Origin of the sequence: Blastococcus carthaginiensis (assembly GCF_030731085.1) — a bacterium.
In the GTDB taxonomy this organism is placed as follows: domain Bacteria; phylum Actinomycetota; class Actinomycetes; order Mycobacteriales; family Geodermatophilaceae; genus Blastococcus; species Blastococcus carthaginiensis.
On the sequence record NZ_JASNFN010000001.1, the window covers coordinates 1 to 18,905 of the forward strand.

The window sequence follows — 18,905 nt, forward strand, 5'->3', positions numbered from 1 at the left end:
GGCTTTTCCCGGTTCCTGGTGAACGGTGTCGCTGAGAAGGGTGTTCACGCTGCCGTCCGGGCGGCGCTGGCGAGCAGGATACGAGTGCGGTAGTTGGCAGCGTTCCGGTAGCCGCGCCCGGTGCGCTTGATCTGCTTGATGCCGGTGTTCGCAGCCTCGGTGCGGGCGTTGGTGACGCCGGTGACGACGAGCACCTCGATGGCGTCCCACCAGGCGTCGATGGTCGCCCAGAGCCGGTCGGTCTCGGGCATGTTGGCGGCGAGCACGAAGACGCCGAGCCGCATCTTGTGCTCGTGGGCTTCGGCCAGGGAGCCGCTGGTCAGCAGCCGGCGCAGGGCCTCCTTGACGCCCCAGGCAGCGCCGATCTCATCGGTCGGGTCATCGGTGCGCAAGGTCGCCTTCAGCCGGGCCAGCGCCCGCGGGCCGAGCGTGTCGCCGGCGCGCAGCAGCAGCCGTCGGTTGGCCCAGGCCGGGTCGATGCCGCGGCCGCGGCGGCCCTTGCGGTCGCGGACGACCCGCTGCCGCACGGCGGTGACCATGTCGTTGGCCAGCTTGACCAGGTGGAACGGGTCGACGCTGACCGCCGCGTGCGGCAGCTGCTCGCGCAGCGCCTTACGGAACGCCGCTGACGGATCGATCGCCACCACCTCCACGGCATCCCGCCAGGCGCAGCTGCGGGCGGCCAGCCAGGCGCCGACGCCGGCGGAGTCGCGGCCGTCGACCACGCCGAGCACCCGGCCGGTGTCGGCATCGACCAGGGTGGTCATCCACGGCTCGTAGCGCCGCCAGCCACCGTCGGGGTCACGGAAGAAGCGGACCGAGCGGTAGCGGTGCTCATCGACCCCGAGCCGGCGCACCAGCACGTCATCGGGGTCGCCGATCAGGTCGGCGGCCGCGGTGAGCATCGACTGCACCAGCCACCACGACACCCGATGCGCGCGGGCGACCTCGCTGGCCGCCCGGCCGGAGACCACGACCGCGGCGACCAGCGCCTGACACAGTCGGGCGGTCGAGCGGGCGAACGCCGGCACCTGGTCGGTGACCTCGCTGAACGTCCCCCGCGGACATCGGGCCTGGTCGCAGAACCAGCGACGCTTGAGCCACACCACCTCGGTCGGGCCGGCGACCGGCAGGTCCCGCAACGCCTGCCGGCGGCGCGAGTGCACCCGGACCGCGAGCACCCCGCAGACCGGGCAGCCGGGTGGATCGCTGGACTCCACCTCGACCCGGCGCACGCCGTCGCCCACGTCGGCGGCGCTCAGGACGCGGTAGTCGGGCAGGTTGAAGATCGCGCTCGCAGCATCACGCTGCGAGCCCGTAGGCTCGAACACGGCTCGTGGACCTCACTGGTGCGGATGTCTAGGCAACACCCATCCCAGCAGGACCACGGGCCCTCAACGTCTCCGGCCCAGCCTCACGATCTCCGGCTCACGCCTCGCCATCACCAGGAACCGCGAAGAGCCCGCATGGGCCGGTCGACATGTCGGCCGGCCCAAGAATGGCGACCAGCCAAATTTGACCGATGTCAGCGACACGTACTTCCTCAGCGCTAAGGAATGCTCGCAGCAGGACACGATCCTGGTGTCCGAGCACCATTCCGGAAAGCACGGGCCGGACCATCGGCCCACCCGCTCGAGAACGGGGAACACCGCATGTCCGCACCACGGCTCTGGTATCGCGATCGCGGGATCGGAACACGCATCTTCGCGGTGAGCGCCGCCCTCCTCATGGGGATCGTGGCCGCCACGGTCACCGGCATCAACGGCACCCAGCGCGTCGCCGAACTGCACGCCGAGGCCCGGGACGCCGTCGCCGCCCAGCGCGCCGTGGAGGCGGCCCGCTACGACCTGCTCTGGGCCGCTAACTGGCAGAACATCACCGCCTGGAAGGCCCGTGTCGAGGGCGGGGCCACCGCTGCCGCGCCCGACGGGGACAACGTGGCCGCCTACCGCGACGGCGCCGCCGGCTTCGAGGCGCTGTTCGACATCGACCGCAGCCTGCTCGACGCCGGTGCGCGGGAGAGCCTCGACGTCATCCAGCAGAACTGGACCGTCATGAGCGACTACAACGAGGAGATCTTCCAGCTGTGGGCGCAGGGCCGGCTCGACGAGGGCGACGCGCTCTCCACCGGTGAGAAGTGGGACGTCTTCTACGTCCTGGACCAGGCCGTGGTCGAGCTCGTGGAGTCGGTCGACGCCCGCGTCGCCGCCACGGAGGCGGCGGTCGCCGACGCCCGCAGCGAGACCCGCCTCGTGTCGGTGCTCGTCGCGCTCGCCGCGGCGCTGCTGGGCGCCGGCCTTGCTTTCCTGGTCTCCCGCGGCATCGTCCGCGGCATCCGCGAGGTGCAGGGTGCGCTTCAGCGGCTGGCGGACAACGACCTCACCGTCCGACTGCCCGTCCGCGGGCGGGACGAGGTGGGCCAGATGGCCGAGGCGCTGAACACGGCGGCGGGCGGCATGGCCGACACCGTGGCCCAGATCGTGGGTTCGGCCGGTGCCGTGGCGGCGTCGGCGGAGGAGCTGAGCGCCTCCTCGGCGCAGATCGCGACGTCGGCGGAGGAGACCAGCGCGCAGTCCGGCGTGGTGTCCTCGGCGGCCGACGAGGTCTCGCGCAGCGTCGCGACGGTCGCGGCGGGTGCGGAGCAGATGGGTGCCTCGATCCGGGAGATCTCGCAGAATGCGGCCGAGGCCTCCGAGGTGGCCGCCCGCGCGGTGACCGCCGCGGAGACCACGACGGCCACGGTGGCGAAGCTGGGGGAGTCCTCGGCGGAGATCGGCAACGTCGTCAAGGTCATCACCAGCATCGCCGAGCAGACCAACCTGCTGGCGCTGAACGCCACGATCGAGGCCGCGCGTGCCGGTGAGGCCGGCAAGGGCTTCGCCGTCGTCGCCAACGAGGTGAAGGAGTTGGCGCAGGAGACGGCGAAGGCGACCGAGGACATCGCCAAGCGCGTCCTGGCCATCCAGGGCGACACCACCGCCGCCGTCTCGGCGATCGAGGAGATCAGCTCGATCGTCGCGCAGATCTCCGACCGGCAGACCACCATCGCCAGCGCGGTGGAGGAGCAGACGGCGACCACCAGCGAGATGTCCCGCTCCGTGCAGGAGGCCGCGGGTGGTACCACGCAGATCGCGGAGAACATCACCAGCGTCTCCACGGCGGCCGGCACGACGACCGAGGTGCTGACCCAGACCCGCACCGCCGTCGACGAGCTCTCCCGGATGGCCGCCGACCTGCGCACCACCGTCGGGAGGTTCAGCTACTGACGACCGCGCGCCCGGGCGCACGGACGGGGCGTCCGACCTGCTGGTCGGGCGCCCCTGCCGTCTCCACCCCGCGGCGGTGAATGCCGTTGTCGACATGCAGCGGTAGGCGACCGCCATTCCGTCGTCGACACGTCAACTCGGTTTCCAAATTGTTGTCCTGAGCCATTCCGCGACACTCCGGAGAAGGTCGACAGGGCCCCGGCGGGCCCTTAGGTTCAGCGCCGGCGCCGGCGCCGGGTTCACGACACCGGTGGCAGAAACTGCGACGACCCGTTGCTATCGGGCACGCACACATTCCTCTTCGAGAACGGACTCCACCAGTGGCACTCAGCGCGCGGCGCGCGATCGGCGGGATGTCGGTATCCGGCAAGATCCTCAGCTCTGTCTCCGTGGCGGTCCTCGCCGGCGTCGCGGTCGGCACCGTGGGCGCGGTTTCGCTCGGCGACGCCGCCGGGAAGGCCGATGCCAGCTACCGGCAGAGCACCCAGGCGCTGGTGCAGGCCGAGGAGATGCGGTCCCAGCTGCTCACCATCCAGCTCAACCAGACCGCAGGACTGCTGTCCAACACCAGTGCCGAGAACCGCGCAGCGTGGGCGGCCGGCGCAACGGAGGCCGCGGAGGCGTTCAGCGCCGCGGGCGAGGCCTACCTGGCGACCGAGCCCACGGCCGGGCAGGAGCGGCTCGCCGAGCAGGCGCTCGCCAGCTACGAGTCCTGGACCGAGGTCTACGGCGAGACCACCCGGGCGTTCGCCGCCGGCGACATCGCCACGGCCGGCGCTGCGTACGTCGAGTCGCAGAAGATCATGGAGACGTTGACCGGCGAGATCAGCCAGCTCCTCGACTCGGAGATGACCGAGGCCCGTACCTCCGCCGAGGACGTCAGCACCACCAACGACCGGGGGCGCACGCTGCTCATCGCGCTGCTGGCCATCGGCTCCGCCGTCGCCCTGACCGTGGGGTACCTGGTGGCGCGCAACATCCGGCGCAATCTGCAGAAGGTGCAGCACGTCGTCCAGGGGCTCGCCGAGGGCGACCTCACCCGGCAGACCGGTATCGAGCAGGACGACGAGATCGGCGCCATGGCCACGGCCCTGGACGCCGCGCAGGAGAGCCTGCGCACCGTGATGGCCTCGGTCGTCGCCTCGGCGGACGCGGTGGCGGCCTCCTCGGAGGAGCTGAGCGCGTCGTCGGCCGAGATCTCCTCGTCGGCGCAGGAGACCTCGGCGCAGTCCGGGGTCGTCGCCTCGGCGGCCGACGAGGTGTCGCGCAACGTGCAGACCGTCGCGGCCGGTGCGGAGCAGATGGGTGCCTCGATCCGGGAGATCGCGAGCAACGCCGCGGAGGCCAGCGAGGTGGCGGCGCGTGCGGTGACGGCGGCGGAGACGACGACGGCGACGGTGGCGAAGCTGGGGGAGTCCAGCGCGGAGATCGGCAACGTGGTGAAGGTGATCACGAGCATCGCGGAGCAGACGAACCTGCTGGCGTTGAACGCCACGATCGAGGCGGCGCGGGCCGGTGAGGCGGGGAAGGGTTTCGCGGTGGTGGCCAACGAGGTCAAGGAGCTGGCGCAGGAGACGGCGAAGGCCACCGAGGACATCGCCAAGCGCGTCCTGGCCATCCAGGGCGACACCACCGCCGCCGTCTCGGCGATCGAGGAGATCAGCACGATCGTCGCGCAGATCTCCGACCGCCAGACCACCATCGCCTCGGCGGTCGAGGAGCAGACGGCGACCACCAACGAGATGAGCCGATCGGTGCAGGAGGCCGCGGACGGGACCGGCCAGATCGCGGCCAACATCTCCAACGTGTCGGGTGCGGCGGACTCGACCACGCAGTCGCTGACCCAGACCCGCCAGGCCGTGGACGAGCTGTCGCGGATGGCCGCCGACCTGCGCACCACCGTGGGCAGGTTCAGCTACTGACCGATCCGCGGCTCGGGCAGCCGCGTACCCGACCGAGAGCGCACGGCTGCCAGCCGTGCGCTCTCGGCGTCTCCCCCTCCGGCCCGCCACGTACCGGTTCCGTCCGCAGGCGGCCTGCCCTCACGACCGATCCTGATCCCGCGCGGGCTGCTGAGGCCCGTGACAGGCTCTCGGCGTGATGCCGCCGGATGCGCGCGTGCCTTCCGTGCGATCGGTCTACCAGCCGATCGTCGATCTGTGGGACGGCTCGCTCGTGGCTGTGGAGGCGTTGTCCCGAGGTGGGCCTGGCGGGGGCGGGGCGCCGGCGGAGTTGTTCGCGCGCGCGGCCGAGACCGGGACGGTGGACCTGCTGGACGTGGCATGCCTGCGCGCGGCACTGCGCGGAGTGCACCAGGTGAGCGATCCCCTCACGCTGTTCCTGAACATCGAACCGGGAACGCTCTCGGGATGGAGTTCCCACGGGCTGCGTGAGCTGAGCGAACTGGCACCTGACCACGTGCAGGTCGTGCTCGAGGTCACCGAACGGGACCTGCTCGAACGACCGGCAGATCTGGTCCGTGGCCTGCGCGGCGTCCGGGAGATGGGATGGGGTGTCGCCCTGGACGACGTCGGCGCGGCACCGGCTGGTGTCGCGCTGATGTCGTTCGTGCAGCCGGACGTGATCAAGCTGGACCTCGCGCTGGTGCGCGAGCACACGACGCTGCAGGCCGCGGCCGTCATCAACGCGGTGCGGGCAGAGGCGGAACGCTCCGGCGCCGTCATCCTCGCGGAGGGCATCGAGACCGATCAGCACCTCGAGCGTGCGCTGGCCATGGGAGCGCAGCTCGGCCAAGGATGGATGTTCGGTGGCCCCGGCGCTCTCGTCGCCACCGGTATGCGCGCTTTCCGGTGTCCACCGCGCCCCCCGGGCAACTCCGGGAAGCCGCCTCTCACGCCGTTCGAAGCGCTCAGCGCAGCATCGCCGGTGCGACGCGCGGCCGTGCCGCTGCTCGCCTCGATGACCCGTCAGCTGGAGCGTCAGGCGCTGCTGCTGGACGAGCAGACCGTCGTACTGGCGAACTTCCAGCACGTGCAGGTGATGAGTTCCCGGACGAGACGCCGGTACGAGTCACTGGCAGCCGTCACCGCACTCACCGCTGTGACCGGCGTCGGGATGCCCGACGAGCCGGCGCCCGGAGTCCACGGGACGGCTCTGAGCGCCGACGATCCGATGACCGAGGAGTGGGTGGTCACCGTCATCAGCCCCCACTTCGCTGCCGCACTGGCCGCGCGCGATGTCGTGGACGACCGCGACCGTGATCGAGGAGGAGCTGCCGGGCCGGTGAGCGCCGGCGCCCGGCGACTGGACTACGTGCTGACCTACGACCGGGCTCGTGTGCTGGACGCCGCGGGCCTGCTGCTGGAGAAGGTCCGCGCGCAGTCGCCTCCCCTTCCCCCTCCCCCGCCCCCGGTGGTCGCCGGGGACTCGTCGGTGCGAGCGCTCGAGGGTCTTCCCGTCGACGACCTGCCGGATCTCCTCCTGCGCGCCATCGCGACCGCGAGCAACGGCATCGTGATCGCGGACGCGCGGCGCCCCGACCTGCCGCTCGTCTACGCGAACACGGCGTTCCTGCGCATCACCGGATACCCCCGGGAAGAGGTTCTGGGCCGCAACTGCCGCTTCTTGCAGGGGCCCGGTACGGACGCGAGCTCGGTGCAACCGATCCGGCGGCGGATCCTCGCCGGCCGGGACGTCCACACGGTGCTGCGCAACTACCGGCGCGACGGCACACCGTTCTGGAACGAGCTCCACATCAGCGCCGTACGGAACGACCTCGGCGAGATCACCCACTACATCGGCAACCAGGTGGACGTCACGAGGCGTGTCGAACGCGAGCGACGAACGCTGCATCTCGCCTACAACGACGAGCTGACCGCACTGCCGAACAGAGCGCACATCTTCGACCACCTCGATCTGGAACTGCGTCGAGCCGAGCGGAGCGGCATGAGTGTCGCCACGATCCTGCTCGACCTCGATGGCTTCAAGGCCGTGAACGACCGATTCGGTCACGCGACCGGCGACTCCGCGCTCGCGTGGACCGCGCACCGACTGCGATCCGCGATCCGCGCGGGGGACCTGCTGGGCCGTCTGGGTGGCGACGAGTTCCTCGTCGTCCTCGCCGCACTCCCCCCTACCTCCAGGGCGCGAGCAGCGGTCGATCCGGAAGCGGCCGGTGAGCCCACGGCCGCGGAGGAGATCGTCCGTCGGGTGCAAGAGCACCTGCGATCGGCGTTGGACGAGCCCTACCTCGTCAACGGCAGCCGCGTCACGATCCGCGCCAGCTCCGGCGCAGCCATATTCCCTCGTGATGCCGGCGGGCCGGCGGAACTCGTCGCCCGCGCCGACGCCGCCATGTATCTCCAGAAGAGGCGCGTGGGCCGATCATGACGACGGTGTCGCAGGTGGGCTCCTGCAGGTAGCCGGTGGGCGCCGGGTGCACGAGGCGACCCCGGCGGTGGGCATCGGCTCGCCACCTCGCCGCCGGGCCGCGGGGCTGCGGGGCTGCGTCCCGGCCCCGACCGCCCGGCTCAGGCGCGCAGCAGCTCAGCGGTCGGCAGCCTCGTCGGGGCGGGGCCCGGCCGGGCGAAGAGGTACCCCTGGGCGTACCTGCAGCCGAGCTGCCGCAGCACGTCGGCCTGCTCCACCCGCTCGACGCCCTCGACCACCACGTCGAGCCCGAGATCGCGGCCCAGGGCCAGCAGCGCGCGCATGAACCGTTCCGTGACCGGGTTGGTGTCCAGGTCACCCGTGAAGCCGCGGTCGATCTTCAGGTACTGCAGGGGGATCTGGCGCAGGTGCACCAGCGAGGAGTACCCGGTGCCGAAGTCGTCCAGCGCCAGGCCCGCACCCAGGCTCCGGAGGCGGCCGGCCACCGCCCGGGCGACGGTCAGGTCCGCCAGCAGCGAGTCCTCCGTGATCTCCAGGACCAGCTGTTCCGGGGCGAGCGCGTACCGGGAGATGACGCCGGCCACGGCGTCGGGGAAGGTCGGATCGGCGATGATCGCCGGCGAGATGTTGACGCTCATCCTCAGCGAGCGGTGGCCGACCTCCACCGACCAGCGGGCCAGCTGGGCGGCTGCGACCTCCAGCACGTGGGCCGTGAGCGCGGGCAGCAGATCGGCTCGGGCCGCCATGGGCACGAACACGTCCGGAGGGATGTCCTCGCCATCGTACCGCCACCGGGCGAGCGCTTCGAAGGCGACGGGCGCACCGCTGCGCAGATCGATGATCGGCTGGTAGACCACGCCGATCTCGCCGGCGCCGATGGCTCGCTGGAGCGGGGTGCGCAGCGCCAGGTCCCGCGCGCCGGGCAACGTCATGACCGGGTCGTAGCGCGCGATGCGGTGCTTGCCCGCCCCCTTCGCGGAGTACATGGCGATGTCGGCGTGGCTGAGCAGCACCTCGGCGGCAACGGGTTCGTCGTGGCCGGCCAGGTCCGCGATGCCCATGCTCACCGCGGCGGCGATCTGCGCACTGCCCTGGGCGATCACGAACGGCTCACGCATGCTGTCCAGGATCCGCCGGCCGGTGGCCAGCGGATCGCCGCCGTCCTCGAGCAGCACGGCGAACTCGTCCCCGCTGAGCCGAGCCAGGGTGTCCCCCGAACGCAGGGCGCCCAGGACGCGTCCTCCCACGCTCGCGAGCAGGTCGTCACCCGCGGCGTGGCCCAGGCGGTCGTTCACCGCCTTGAAATCGTCCAGGTCGAACAGCAGGACGGCCACCGGCCGGTGGTCCCGTCGGTGCAGCTCCACCGCATGCTGCAGGCGGTCCAGGAACATCGCCCGGTTGGGCAGGCCCGTGAGCTGGTCGTGCAGGGCGAGCCGGCGCAGCTCGAACGACCGGTCCTCGGCTTCCGCCCGGAGGGTCTGGGCCTCCAGCACCCGGCCGAGCAGATCAGCGAGGAGCCGGAGCACGGGCGCGTGATCGACCAGGCTCGCGGGCTGGATCTCCGGGTCCAGCCCGCAGATGGTGCCGAAGAGGCTGCCGTCGCCCGCGCGGATGGGGACGCCGATGTAGGCCCCGATCTGCAGCTCGCGCGTGACGCCGGCGGCCGCGAACCGGGGGACGGCCATCGCGTCGGGTGCGATCTGGGGCGCCTCCCCGGTCACCATGAACTGGCAGTAGGAGTCGGACCAGCTGTGCGAATCGCCGACCGTCCGGCCGTACACGTCGTCCTGCACCGAGACGTAGACCTGCCGTCCGTCCTCCTGCCGGCTGACCGACCAGAACCCGAGCGGGATGTTCGCCTTGAGGTAGCGGACGACCTCCGCGGACGCTTCGTCGAAGTCCATCAGCGGCAGTGACGCTTCCAGCCGCACGGCGCTCTCCCCTGTCATCGGGATCCGGGGACATCCCGCCTCCGGAACGGATTCGTCCTCGAGGGGTGACCTCTTGAGCGTGACCACCCCGGGAGAGGGAGCCGCGCAGACGGACTGTTCCGAGTGGTCGCCGTCCCGTGCGCCGCCACGAGGCCGTGGTGAACCTGCGGTCGGTGCTGGCGACGGTGGTGTCCTCGGCGGATGCGGTGGCGGCCTCGTCGGAGGAGCTGTCGGCGTCCTCGGCGCAGATCTCGGCGGGTGCGGAGGAGACCGCGGCGCAGTCGGGTGTGGTTGAGCTGTCGCGGTCGGTGCAGGAAGCGGCTCCTGGGCAGCGGGCAGATCGCCGAGAACATCACGGGGGTCTCTGCCGCGGCGGACTCCACCACCCAGGCGTTGACGCAGACCCGCGTGGCCGTCGACGAACTGTCGCGGATGGCCGCCGACCTGCACGCCTCGGTCGGGAAGTTCACCTACTGATCCGCCGCGGCCACCGGGCCGCACGCGAGGAGAGCGCACGGCCGCACCGGCCGTGCGCTCTCCTGCATTCCGGCCCCGGCACGGTCATCGCCATTTCGTGAGCGCCATGTCGACATTCCTCGAGCGGTCATCGATTCTTTCTCGGGACCCTGCGCAACACGCGCGAAGAGCGGTGTGATAGCGGCTCCCCTCCGTGCATATTTCCCCCGGATGCAGCTGTTGCTCCTGAGCTGCCGTGGCCGTGTCGGTCGACGGTGTGCGACCAGACGAAAGGAAAGGGGGCCGTCATGAAGCGGCCGATCAAGCAGTCGACGGTCACGCGCATCAGCGCCGCGGGCCTGTTCGTCCTCGCCCTGGGCACCTTCGGGAGCGTCCAGTTCAGCCAGGGAGCCACCAGCGACCTCCAGGACGCCGTGGCGAAGGCCGACATCTCGAAGGAGGCCGGAGCCCAGGTCTCGGCGTCGTCCGCCCTGCTCTCCGACCGCGTGCGGGAGTACGCGATCACGCTCGACCCGGCCGACCTCGATGCGTACTGGACCGAGGTCCTCGAGACCAAGTCGCAGGCCGCGGCCATCGAGGCCCTCGAGGCGGTCGGGACACCGGCCGAGGAACTCGCCCTTGTCGAGGAGAGCGTGGCCCTGTCGGCGTCGCTGGCCGCGATCGAGACGCGCGCGATGCGGCTGCTGGTGGAGGCGCAGGGATTGCCGGTCCAGGCGATGCCCGGGCCGGTGGCACAGCTGGCGCTGCCCGAAGCGGAGGCCGCCCTCGATGCCCCGGCGAAGCGCGCGCTCGCGACCGATCTGGTCTTCGACGCCGCCTACGAGGCGGAGGTCGCGAAGATCATGGCCCCGATCGGCGAGTTCCAGGAACGGCTCAACGAACGGGTCGACGAGCAGGTGGCCGACGCCAGCAGTCAGGCCGAGCTCGCAGGCATGCTCCAGATCGTTCTCGCGGTGCTCGTCGTCGTCTCGACGGTGACCCTGCTCTGGGTGTTCCACTCCAAGCTCGGAGCGGTCGTCGCCGGATACACCCGGGCGTTGCGCGAGCGTGACCCCAACGACCTGCGGTTCCGCCTCGAGGCGCGGGGCGTCCGAGAGCTTCACGAGCTCGCCGGCGCCTTCAACACGCAGAACGAGCAGCTCGCGCAGACCATGGTGACCGTGGCGGCCAACGCCGACGCGGTGGCCGCCTCGTCGGAGGAGCTGTCGGCGTCCTCGGCGCAGATCTCGGCGGGTGCGGAGGAGACCGCGGCGCAGTCGGGTGTGGTGTCCGGTGCGGCGGAGGAGGTCAGCCGCAGCGTGCAGACGGTGGCCGCGGGTGCCGAGCAGATGGGTGCCTCGATCCGGGAGATCGCCACGAACGCCGCGGAGGCCTCGGAGGTGGCGGCGCGTGCGGTGACGGCGGCCGAGACGACGACGGCGACGGTGGCGAAGCTGGGGGAGTCCAGCGCCGAGATCGGCAACGTGGTGAAGGTGATCACGAGCATCGCGGAGCAGACGAACCTGCTGGCGTTGAACGCCACGATCGAGGCGGCGCGGGCCGGTGAGGCGGGGAAGGGCTTCGCGGTGGTGGCCAACGAGGTGAAGGAGTTGGCGCAGGAGACGGCGAAGGCGACCGAGGACATCGCCAAGCGCGTGCTGGCGATTCAGGGTGACACGACGGCGGCGGTGGCCGCGATCGGGGAGATCTCCCAGATCGTCGCGCAGATCTCCGACCGGCAGACCACCATCGCCAGCGCGGTGGAGGAGCAGACGGCGACGACGAACGAGATGTCGCGGTCGGTGCAGGAGGCCGCGGGTGGCACGACGCAGATCGCGGAGAACATCTCCGGGGTGTCCACCGCCGCGGACTCCACCACCCAGGCGCTGACCCAGACCCGCACCGCCGTGGACGAGTTGTCCCGGATGGCCGCGGAGCTGCGCACCACGGTGGGCCGCTTCACCTACTGATCACCCCCAGCGCCACCGCGACGCCGGTGGTGACCGTTCCCCGGTCACCATCGGCGTTCGCATTTCTGCAGGTGGAGTCACCCGGAATGGCGGCATGTCGACACGAGAAAATGCGGTCGCCGACACTTCTTTCCCGCAGGCGCCGACACGCCGCCATTTCGGACGGTTCCGGCCCATTCGCCTTCTAAGTTTCTGCCCGTCGCGCCCGACGTGCGCGATGAGGCAGGAGTGACAGGCGTCATCGCGGACGCACCCGAAACCGATCCACCTCGTACGAATCCATTCCCTGGAGAACCACCATGACCGTCCCCGCACACACCACCCGCTCCGGGCGGGCAGGCTGGTTCGCCGATCGCCCGGTCGGTGTGAAGATCGGCGCCGCGGTCGCGGTGCTGGCCATCGTCGCGATCGGCCTCACCGGGCTGGCCGTCCAGCGGATCGGCACCCTCGCCGACGCCGGTGACACGCTGTACGAGGACTCCATCGTCCCGCTCGAGCGGCTGGGTGAGGCCCAGCGCACGTTCCAGGGCATCCGTGCGCGCAACAACGTGTACGGGCTGTCCGACGCCGCGACCCAGCAGAGCCTGCGGGCCGACCTGGCGGCCCGTCAGGAGCAGTTCGCCGCCGAGGTGCAGGTCTACGTCGACACGCTGGGCAACCCGAGCGACTTCGCGCCGGTCCAGGAGGCCGCCGACGCCTACTTCGCCGTGGTGGAGGGGCAGCTGTACCCGGTCACCGCCACCGGCGACGCCGCTGCTGCCCTGCAGGTGGTCAGCGGTCCGCTCGCCGACACCGGGCGGGCTCTCTCGGACGCCTTCGGTGCCGAGCAGGCCCGCCAGGGGGAGGACGCCAAGGCAGACGCCGCGGCCGGCCAGGACCTCGCCTCGACGGCGCGGTTCACCCTCTGGATCGCGCTCGCGGCGGGCATCGGTGCGGCCGCGGCGCTGGCGCTGCTCGTGATCCGCGGGATCGTCACCACGGTGCGGTCGGTGCAGACGTCCGTGGACGCCCTGGCCGCCGGTGACCTGACCATCACGCCCGAGGTTCGCTCGAACGACGAGCTGGGCCGCATGGCTGCCTCCCTCGGCACGGCGCAGAAGAACCTGCGGACGGTCCTCGGGACGGTCGCGTCCTCGGCGGATGCGGTGGCGGCCAGCAGCGAGGAGCTGTCGGCTTCGTCGGCGCAGATCTCGGCGGGTGCGGAGGAGACCGCGGCGCAGTCGGGTGTGGTCTCGGGTGCCGCGGAGGAGGTCAGCCGGAGCGTGCAGACGGTGGCCGCGGGTGCCGAGCAGATGGGTGCCTCGATCCGGGAGATCGCCAGCAACGCTGCGGAGGCCTCCGAGGTGGCCGCCCGTGCCGTGACCGCCGCGGAGACCACGACGGCGACGGTGGCGAAGCTGGGGGAGTCCTCGGCGGAGATCGGCAACGTGGTGAAGGTGATCACGAGCATCGCGGAGCAGACGAACCTGCTGGCGTTGAACGCCACGATCGAGGCCGCCCGGGCCGGTGAGGCGGGGAAGGGTTTCGCGGTGGTGGCCAACGAGGTCAAGGAGTTGGCGCAGGAGACGGCGAAGGCGACCGAGGACATCGCCAAGCGGGTCCAGGCGATCCAGGGCGACACCACCGCGGCGGTGGCCGCGATCGGGGAGATCTCCCAGATCGTCGCGCAGATCTCCGACCGGCAGACCACCATCGCCTCGGCGGTGGAGGAGCAGACGGCGACGACGAACGAGATGTCGCGGTCGGTGCAGGAGGCCGCGGGTGGCACGACGCAGATCGCGGAGAACATCTCCGGGGTCTCCACCGCCGCGGACTCCACGACCCAGGCGCTGACCCAGACCCGCACCGCCGTCGACGAGCTGTCCCGGATGGCCGCCGACCTGCGCACCACCGTCGGCAACTTCACGTACTAGGAGGACGCCCGTCCCCTCACCCCTCGCAATCCCGGGGTGACCCTCTGGACGGGGGCTTGCGCCGGGCCGGCCACCGCGCCGGCCCGGCGCCGCCCCCGACCGGGGGTCGGTTGCGGACGGCGGACTGCCGATAACACGGCCGACGGGCGTCCGCGCGGATTCACCTTGACTCCGGCGACCACCCGCCGATGACCCAACGGGGCCACCTGTGCCCCGTCGCGATGAGAGAGAAGGCAGCAGTGGACGGTCTGGACGACATCGTCGAGGAGTTCCTCGTCGAGAGCCACGAGAACCTGGATCAGCTCGACACCGACCTGGTCGCGCTCGAGCAGGAGCCCAACTCCCGCGAGCGGCTGTCCAGCATCTTCCGGACCATCCACACCATCAAGGGCACCAGCGGCTTCCTGGCGTTCAACCGCCTGGAGGAGGTTACCCACGTCGGCGAGAACATGCTGTCCCGCCTGCGCGACGGCGAGCTCGCCCTGACCCCGCACCGCACCAGCGTGCTGCTGCAGATGGTGGACACGGTGCGCTCGCTGCTCACCTCCATCGAGGCCTCCGGTGGTGAGGGGTCGGTCGACGTCTCCGCCGTCGTCGCCGAGATCAGCGCCGCCATGGAGGACGGCCCGGCACCGGTGGCCGAGGCCCCCGTGGCCGAGGAGGCCGCGCCCGCGGCACCCGCGCAGGAGGCCCCCGCGCAGGAGGCTCCTGCGAGGAAGGCTCCTGCGAGGAAGGCTCCTGCGAGGAAGGCTCCGGCGAAGAAGGCCCCCGTGAAGAAGGCTCCCGTGACGAGGGCCCCCGCCAAGCGCGCGCCGCGCGCCGAGGCCGTCCCCGCTCCCGTCGTCGAGGAGCTGCCCGAGACCCCGCAGGAGGACCTGCGGGCCGACCTGCCCGAGGAGCCGGTCGCCCCGGCTCCCGTCGCCGAGGAGCACCCGGTGCCCGAGCCCGCCGTCGCCGACCACCCCGAGGGAGACGTCGTCGCGAGCGACGCCGCCGGTGGTCAGGTCCGCCGAGCCGTCGCCGACAGCACGATCCGGGTCGACGTCGACCTGCTCGACGAGCTCATGCTGCTCGTCGGCGAACTGGTGCTCACCCGCAACCAGATCGTGCAGAACGTCGCGCGCCAGACCGACACCGACCTCATCCGCGCCTCCCAGCGGCTCAACCTGATCGCCAGCGAGCTGCAGGAGGGCGTCATGAAGACGCGCATGCAGCCGATCGACCACATCTGGTCCAAGCTGCCGCGCGTCGTCCGCGACCTCGGCCTCCAGCTGAAGAAGTCGATCCGCCTGGAGATGGAGGGCCGCGACACCGAGCTGGACAAGACCCTGCTCGAGGCGGTCAAGGACCCGCTGACCCACCTGGTCCGCAACTCCGTCGACCACGGCATCGAGGCCCCTGAGGACCGGAAGAAGGCCGGCAAGCCGGCCGAGGGCGTCCTCACCCTGCGCGCCCGGCACGAGAGCGGGCAGGTCGTGGTCGAGGTCGCCGACGACGGCGCCGGGATCGACCCGGCCAAGCTCGGCGCCAAGGCCGTGCAGCGCGGGCTGCTCACGCAGGAGGCGCTGAACCGGATGAGCCCGGCCGACGTCCTGCAGCTGATCTTCCTGCCCGGCTTCTCCACCGCCGCCGCGGTCACCAACGTCTCCGGCCGGGGCGTCGGGATGGACGTCGTCAAGACGAACATCGAGTCGATCGGCGGCACCATCGAGGTCGAGTCCGACGCGGGCGTGGGCACCGTCTGCCGGCTCCGCATCCCGCTGACCCTGGCGATCGTCCCTGCGCTGACCGTCGAGTGCGCCTCCGACCGGTACGCGATCCCGCAGATCAGCCTGCAGGAGCTGGTCAGCCTGGACGCCGAGAAGGCCGTGAACGCGGTCGAGGAGGTCGGCGGGGCGCAGGTCTACCGCCTGCGCGGCGAGCTGCTCCCGCTGGTCCGGCTCACCGACGTCCTGGGCCTGACCTCCGAGCGGCACGACGGCCACGTCGTCATCGCCGTCCTGCGGTCGGAGGGCCGGCGCTTCGGCCTGGTCGTCGACCGGGTGATCAACACCGAGGAGATCGTCGTCAAGGCGGTCGGCGGCCAGCTGAAGGCGATCGGCCTCTACTCCGGGGCCACCGTCCTGGGTGACGGGACCGTCGCGCTGATCCTCGACGTGCAGGCGCTCGCCCGGCGGGCCCTGCGCACCGAGACGACCGACCGCCAGGAGGCCCGCGCCGGCTCGCTGCAGGCCGTGGCCGCCGAGACCGACCGGCAGCGCATGCTGCTGGCCGCCATCGGTGGTGGCCGCCGGGTCGCCATCCCGCTGGACACCGTCACCCGCCTCGAGCAGGTGCGCACCGAGGCGGTCGAGAAGGTCGGCAACCGCGAGGTCGTGCAGTACCGCGGCGCGATCCTGCCGATGGTCCGGCTCGACCGGCACCTCGGCGCCTACGGCGAGAGCGAGCGCGAGGTGCTCGAGGTCATCGTCTACAGCGACCACGGCCGCAGCGTCGCCATCGTGGTCGAGGAGATCCTCGACATCGTCGACGGCGAGGCCGCGGTGCGCAGCGACATCGACGACATGGGCCTGCTCGGCTCCGCCGTCCTCGGCGACAAGGTGACCGAGCTGCTCGACGTCCGGGCCGCGATCCTCGCCGCCGACCCGGCGTTCTACTCCGCTCCCGCCGCCACAACGCCCGTTGGCGTCCCCGACTCACTGCTGGAGGTCTGACGTGACCGCTCCGACCCGCGCCCTGGCGCCCGCGACCAGCGGGCAGCTGGCCACCTTCCGGCTGGACGGTGACCTGTACGGCATCGAGGTCGAGCACGTGCAGGAGGTGCTGCGCAGCCAGCAGCTCACCCGCGTGCCGCTCGCCCCGACCGCCGTCGCCGGCCTGATCAACCTCCGCGGCCAGGTGGTCACCGCCATCGAGCTGCGCGAGCGGCTCGGCCGGCCGGCCCGCCCGGAGGGCACCGACCCCGTCGTCATCGTCGTCCGGCTGCACGGCGAGGCCGTCAGCATGCTGGTCGACTCCATCGCCGATGTGGTCGACGTCGACGCCGGCGACTTCGAGGCGCCGCCGGACACCCTGGAGGGCCAGGCCCGCGACCTCATCCGCGGCGCCTACAAGCTCGACGGGAAACTGCTCCTGGCCCTCGACGTCCAGAAGGCCGTCAGCGCGTAGCACTCTGTCGTCCTCCGGACGACACCGCGGCCAGGTGCCGTCCCCAGGTAAGCGGAGCGTGTCCGTCGCGCCTGCGCGGACCCTTCGGGCCCACTCGGCACGACCGGGCGAGCTGTGACGACGAGCGGCGGGGAAGACCACCTCCCCGCCGCTCGTGCGTTCGCAGCAGCTCCGCCGTCCTCACCGCGCGGTCGCCGTCCTCGCGCTGCACCGCGAGGACGGCGGTTCCCCGGTGCGGATCGCGGCACCCAGCAGGCGACCGGTGACGAGGGCGACGGGACGACCGAGCCAGCACCTCCGAGTAGCGATCGGTGACGCACGGTGATCAATCGCTGACCGCGCACGGTGCGACACGCGCTGTAGGCGTACAGGCGCTCCTGCGATGGGGTGACGGGCGCATGGTGCTGCTCCGCCCGGGCAGCCAGCATGGGTCCGTCCCGTTCCCGGAGCCCTGGAGGCGCGCCGTGCCCTACTCCCTGGTGAGTGCCGCCACCCTCGGCTTCGACCTGGTCCGCCTGCCCGCCGGCCGGCAGGTCGCCGAGGTCCTGCTCGCCGGCCTGGGGGCCGACGAGCCGGCGCTCACCCGCCTCGCCGGCGTCCACCCCGCCCGCGGGCTGGACCGCGAGCAGCGCGGCGTGCGGGCGGTCCGGTCCCGCCGGGCGCGGGAGATGGCGGCCGCCGTGCCGCACGTGCGCACCGCGGCCGACGCCGCCGAGGGCGCCGGAGACCGAACCGCCCTGCTGGTCCGCCAGCTCGAGCTCGGCACCATCGGCGACGCCCCGACGCTGGAGCGGCTGCTCCGCGAGGACGTCCTCGGCCACGAGCACCCGCTCGCGGGCCGGCTCGACGCCGACACCTGGGAGCACACCGCCGACGTGCTGGCCGACGCCGCCGTCGGGTTCTGGGCCGCCGGCGTGCTCCCGCCGCTGGTGCGTCGCGAGCTGACCGCGGCCTTCGACCGGGCGCTGGACGCCGGCCCGCTGGCCGGGCCCGCCGGCTGGGGGCTGGAGCACACCGAGGAGCTGACCGGCTTCCTCGCCGCCGTCCGTGACCTGGACGACGCCGGCCGATCGCGCTGGCGGGTGGCCGTCGACGAGGGGCGTGCCGCGCACCGGCCCTGGGCCACCGCGATGCACGAGGCCTCGTGGGGCGCGCACGTCTCCGGGCGCACCCGGGCGCTGGCCGCGGCGCAGCTGCTGGCCGTCCAGGCCTTCCTCGACGGCGGCTTCGACCTGCACGACGGCGCGGCCGGCGTCTGGAACGCCGTGGCCGGGTGCGTCCAGGCGGTCGTGCTCGACGACCTGCTCGCCACCGAGAGCTCCGCCGTGCTCCGTGCGCCCGGCCGCCGGGTCGCCGCTCTCTCCTGACCGGCCCGCGGCGGCCCGCGCCGCACCCCGCCCGTCCCGGTCGGTGACCATTTCCGGGGCACTTGTCGACAATTGCTGCGGTGGTCGTCGCACGCGCCGTTGTCGACTCGAATTGACGGCGAAAAGATAGCGCCACACCTTCTGCGTGTCGGCTGTATTCAGCCCGTCCGCCGCCGAGAATCCCAGGCAGCACCAGCCCGCCCCGGCCGCGATTCCGCGCGCCCGTGCGGCGCTGGGGCGTCCCAGGAAGCGCGGCGCGCCCGCACCCGAGACAGACCCCCGACCATTCTGCGAAATGTCGATCATGGTCACGGGGCCGGTGCTTCTGTCGCTTTCTGCCGCCGTGCCGCGGAATCCCGTCGTCGATCGCCCGAGCATTCCGGGGACGGCGGGTCCGCTCCGCCGAACGGCTCAAGCCGGAGGCGGAGATGCCGATACAGACAACGAGCCCGCCGGTCGGCGCGGGCAGGGGCCAGGAGGACGT

11 protein-coding genes are annotated in these 18,905 nt (G+C 71.9%); 9 read left to right on the forward strand and 2 right to left on the reverse strand.

The window, feature by feature from the left end:
• Window positions 1–44: 44 nt before the first annotated feature.
• Window positions 45–1,331, reverse strand: a complete 1,287-nt coding sequence (locus QOZ88_RS00005) for an ISL3 family transposase (RefSeq protein WP_305997790.1) — start codon at window positions 1,329–1,331, stop codon at window positions 45–47.
• A gap of 378 nt (window positions 1,332–1,709) precedes the next feature.
• Between QOZ88_RS00005 and QOZ88_RS00010 the strand changes: the two genes are divergently transcribed.
• The 3 genes from QOZ88_RS00010 (at window position 1,710) to QOZ88_RS00020 (ending at window position 7,616) form a co-directional block, all read left to right on the forward strand.
• Window positions 1,710–3,266, forward strand: coding sequence for a methyl-accepting chemotaxis protein (locus QOZ88_RS00010; RefSeq protein WP_319946861.1), 1,557 nt, complete (start codon window positions 1,710–1,712; stop codon window positions 3,264–3,266).
• Between the two features lie 320 nt (window positions 3,267–3,586).
• Window positions 3,587–5,188 carry a methyl-accepting chemotaxis protein gene (locus QOZ88_RS00015; RefSeq protein WP_305997792.1) on the forward strand — a complete coding sequence of 534 codons (1,602 nt, stop codon included), beginning with the start codon at window positions 3,587–3,589 and terminating at the stop codon, window positions 5,186–5,188.
• A 178-nt stretch (window positions 5,189–5,366) separates the two neighbouring features.
• Window positions 5,367–7,616, forward strand: a complete 2,250-nt coding sequence (locus tag QOZ88_RS00020) for an EAL domain-containing protein (protein WP_305998274.1) — start codon at window positions 5,367–5,369, stop codon at window positions 7,614–7,616.
• A 140-nt stretch (window positions 7,617–7,756) separates the two neighbouring features.
• Here the strand turns inward: QOZ88_RS00020 and QOZ88_RS00025 are convergent, their stop codons facing one another.
• Entirely contained in the window at window positions 7,757–9,547 is a 1,791-nt protein-coding gene (locus QOZ88_RS00025; protein ID WP_305997793.1) for a putative bifunctional diguanylate cyclase/phosphodiesterase, read from the reverse strand.
• Window positions 9,548–9,838: 291 nt separating this feature from the next.
• Between QOZ88_RS00025 and QOZ88_RS00030 the strand changes: the two genes are divergently transcribed.
• The 6 genes from QOZ88_RS00030 (at window position 9,839) to QOZ88_RS00055 (ending at window position 18,421) form a co-directional block, all read left to right on the forward strand.
• Entirely contained in the window at window positions 9,839–10,024 is a 186-nt protein-coding gene (locus tag QOZ88_RS00030) for a hypothetical protein (RefSeq protein WP_319946862.1), read from the forward strand.
• 287 nt (window positions 10,025–10,311) lie between these two features.
• Complete coding sequence (locus QOZ88_RS00035) at window positions 10,312–11,973, forward strand: methyl-accepting chemotaxis protein (protein ID WP_305997794.1); 1,662 nt, start codon at window positions 10,312–10,314, stop codon at window positions 11,971–11,973.
• Between the two features lie 299 nt (window positions 11,974–12,272).
• Window positions 12,273–13,886, forward strand: coding sequence for a methyl-accepting chemotaxis protein (locus tag QOZ88_RS00040; protein WP_305997795.1), 1,614 nt, complete (start codon window positions 12,273–12,275; stop codon window positions 13,884–13,886).
• Between the two features lie 239 nt (window positions 13,887–14,125).
• Complete coding sequence (locus tag QOZ88_RS00045) at window positions 14,126–16,600, forward strand: chemotaxis protein CheW (RefSeq protein ID WP_305997796.1); 2,475 nt, start codon at window positions 14,126–14,128, stop codon at window positions 16,598–16,600.
• Between the two features lies 1 nt (window position 16,601).
• A complete protein-coding gene (locus tag QOZ88_RS00050) occupies window positions 16,602–17,054 on the forward strand; it encodes a chemotaxis protein CheW (protein ID WP_305997797.1) in 453 nt (150 codons plus the stop codon).
• A gap of 464 nt (window positions 17,055–17,518) precedes the next feature.
• Entirely contained in the window at window positions 17,519–18,421 is a 903-nt protein-coding gene (locus QOZ88_RS00055; RefSeq protein ID WP_305997798.1) for a hypothetical protein, read from the forward strand.
• Window positions 18,422–18,905: the final 484 nt, after the last annotated feature.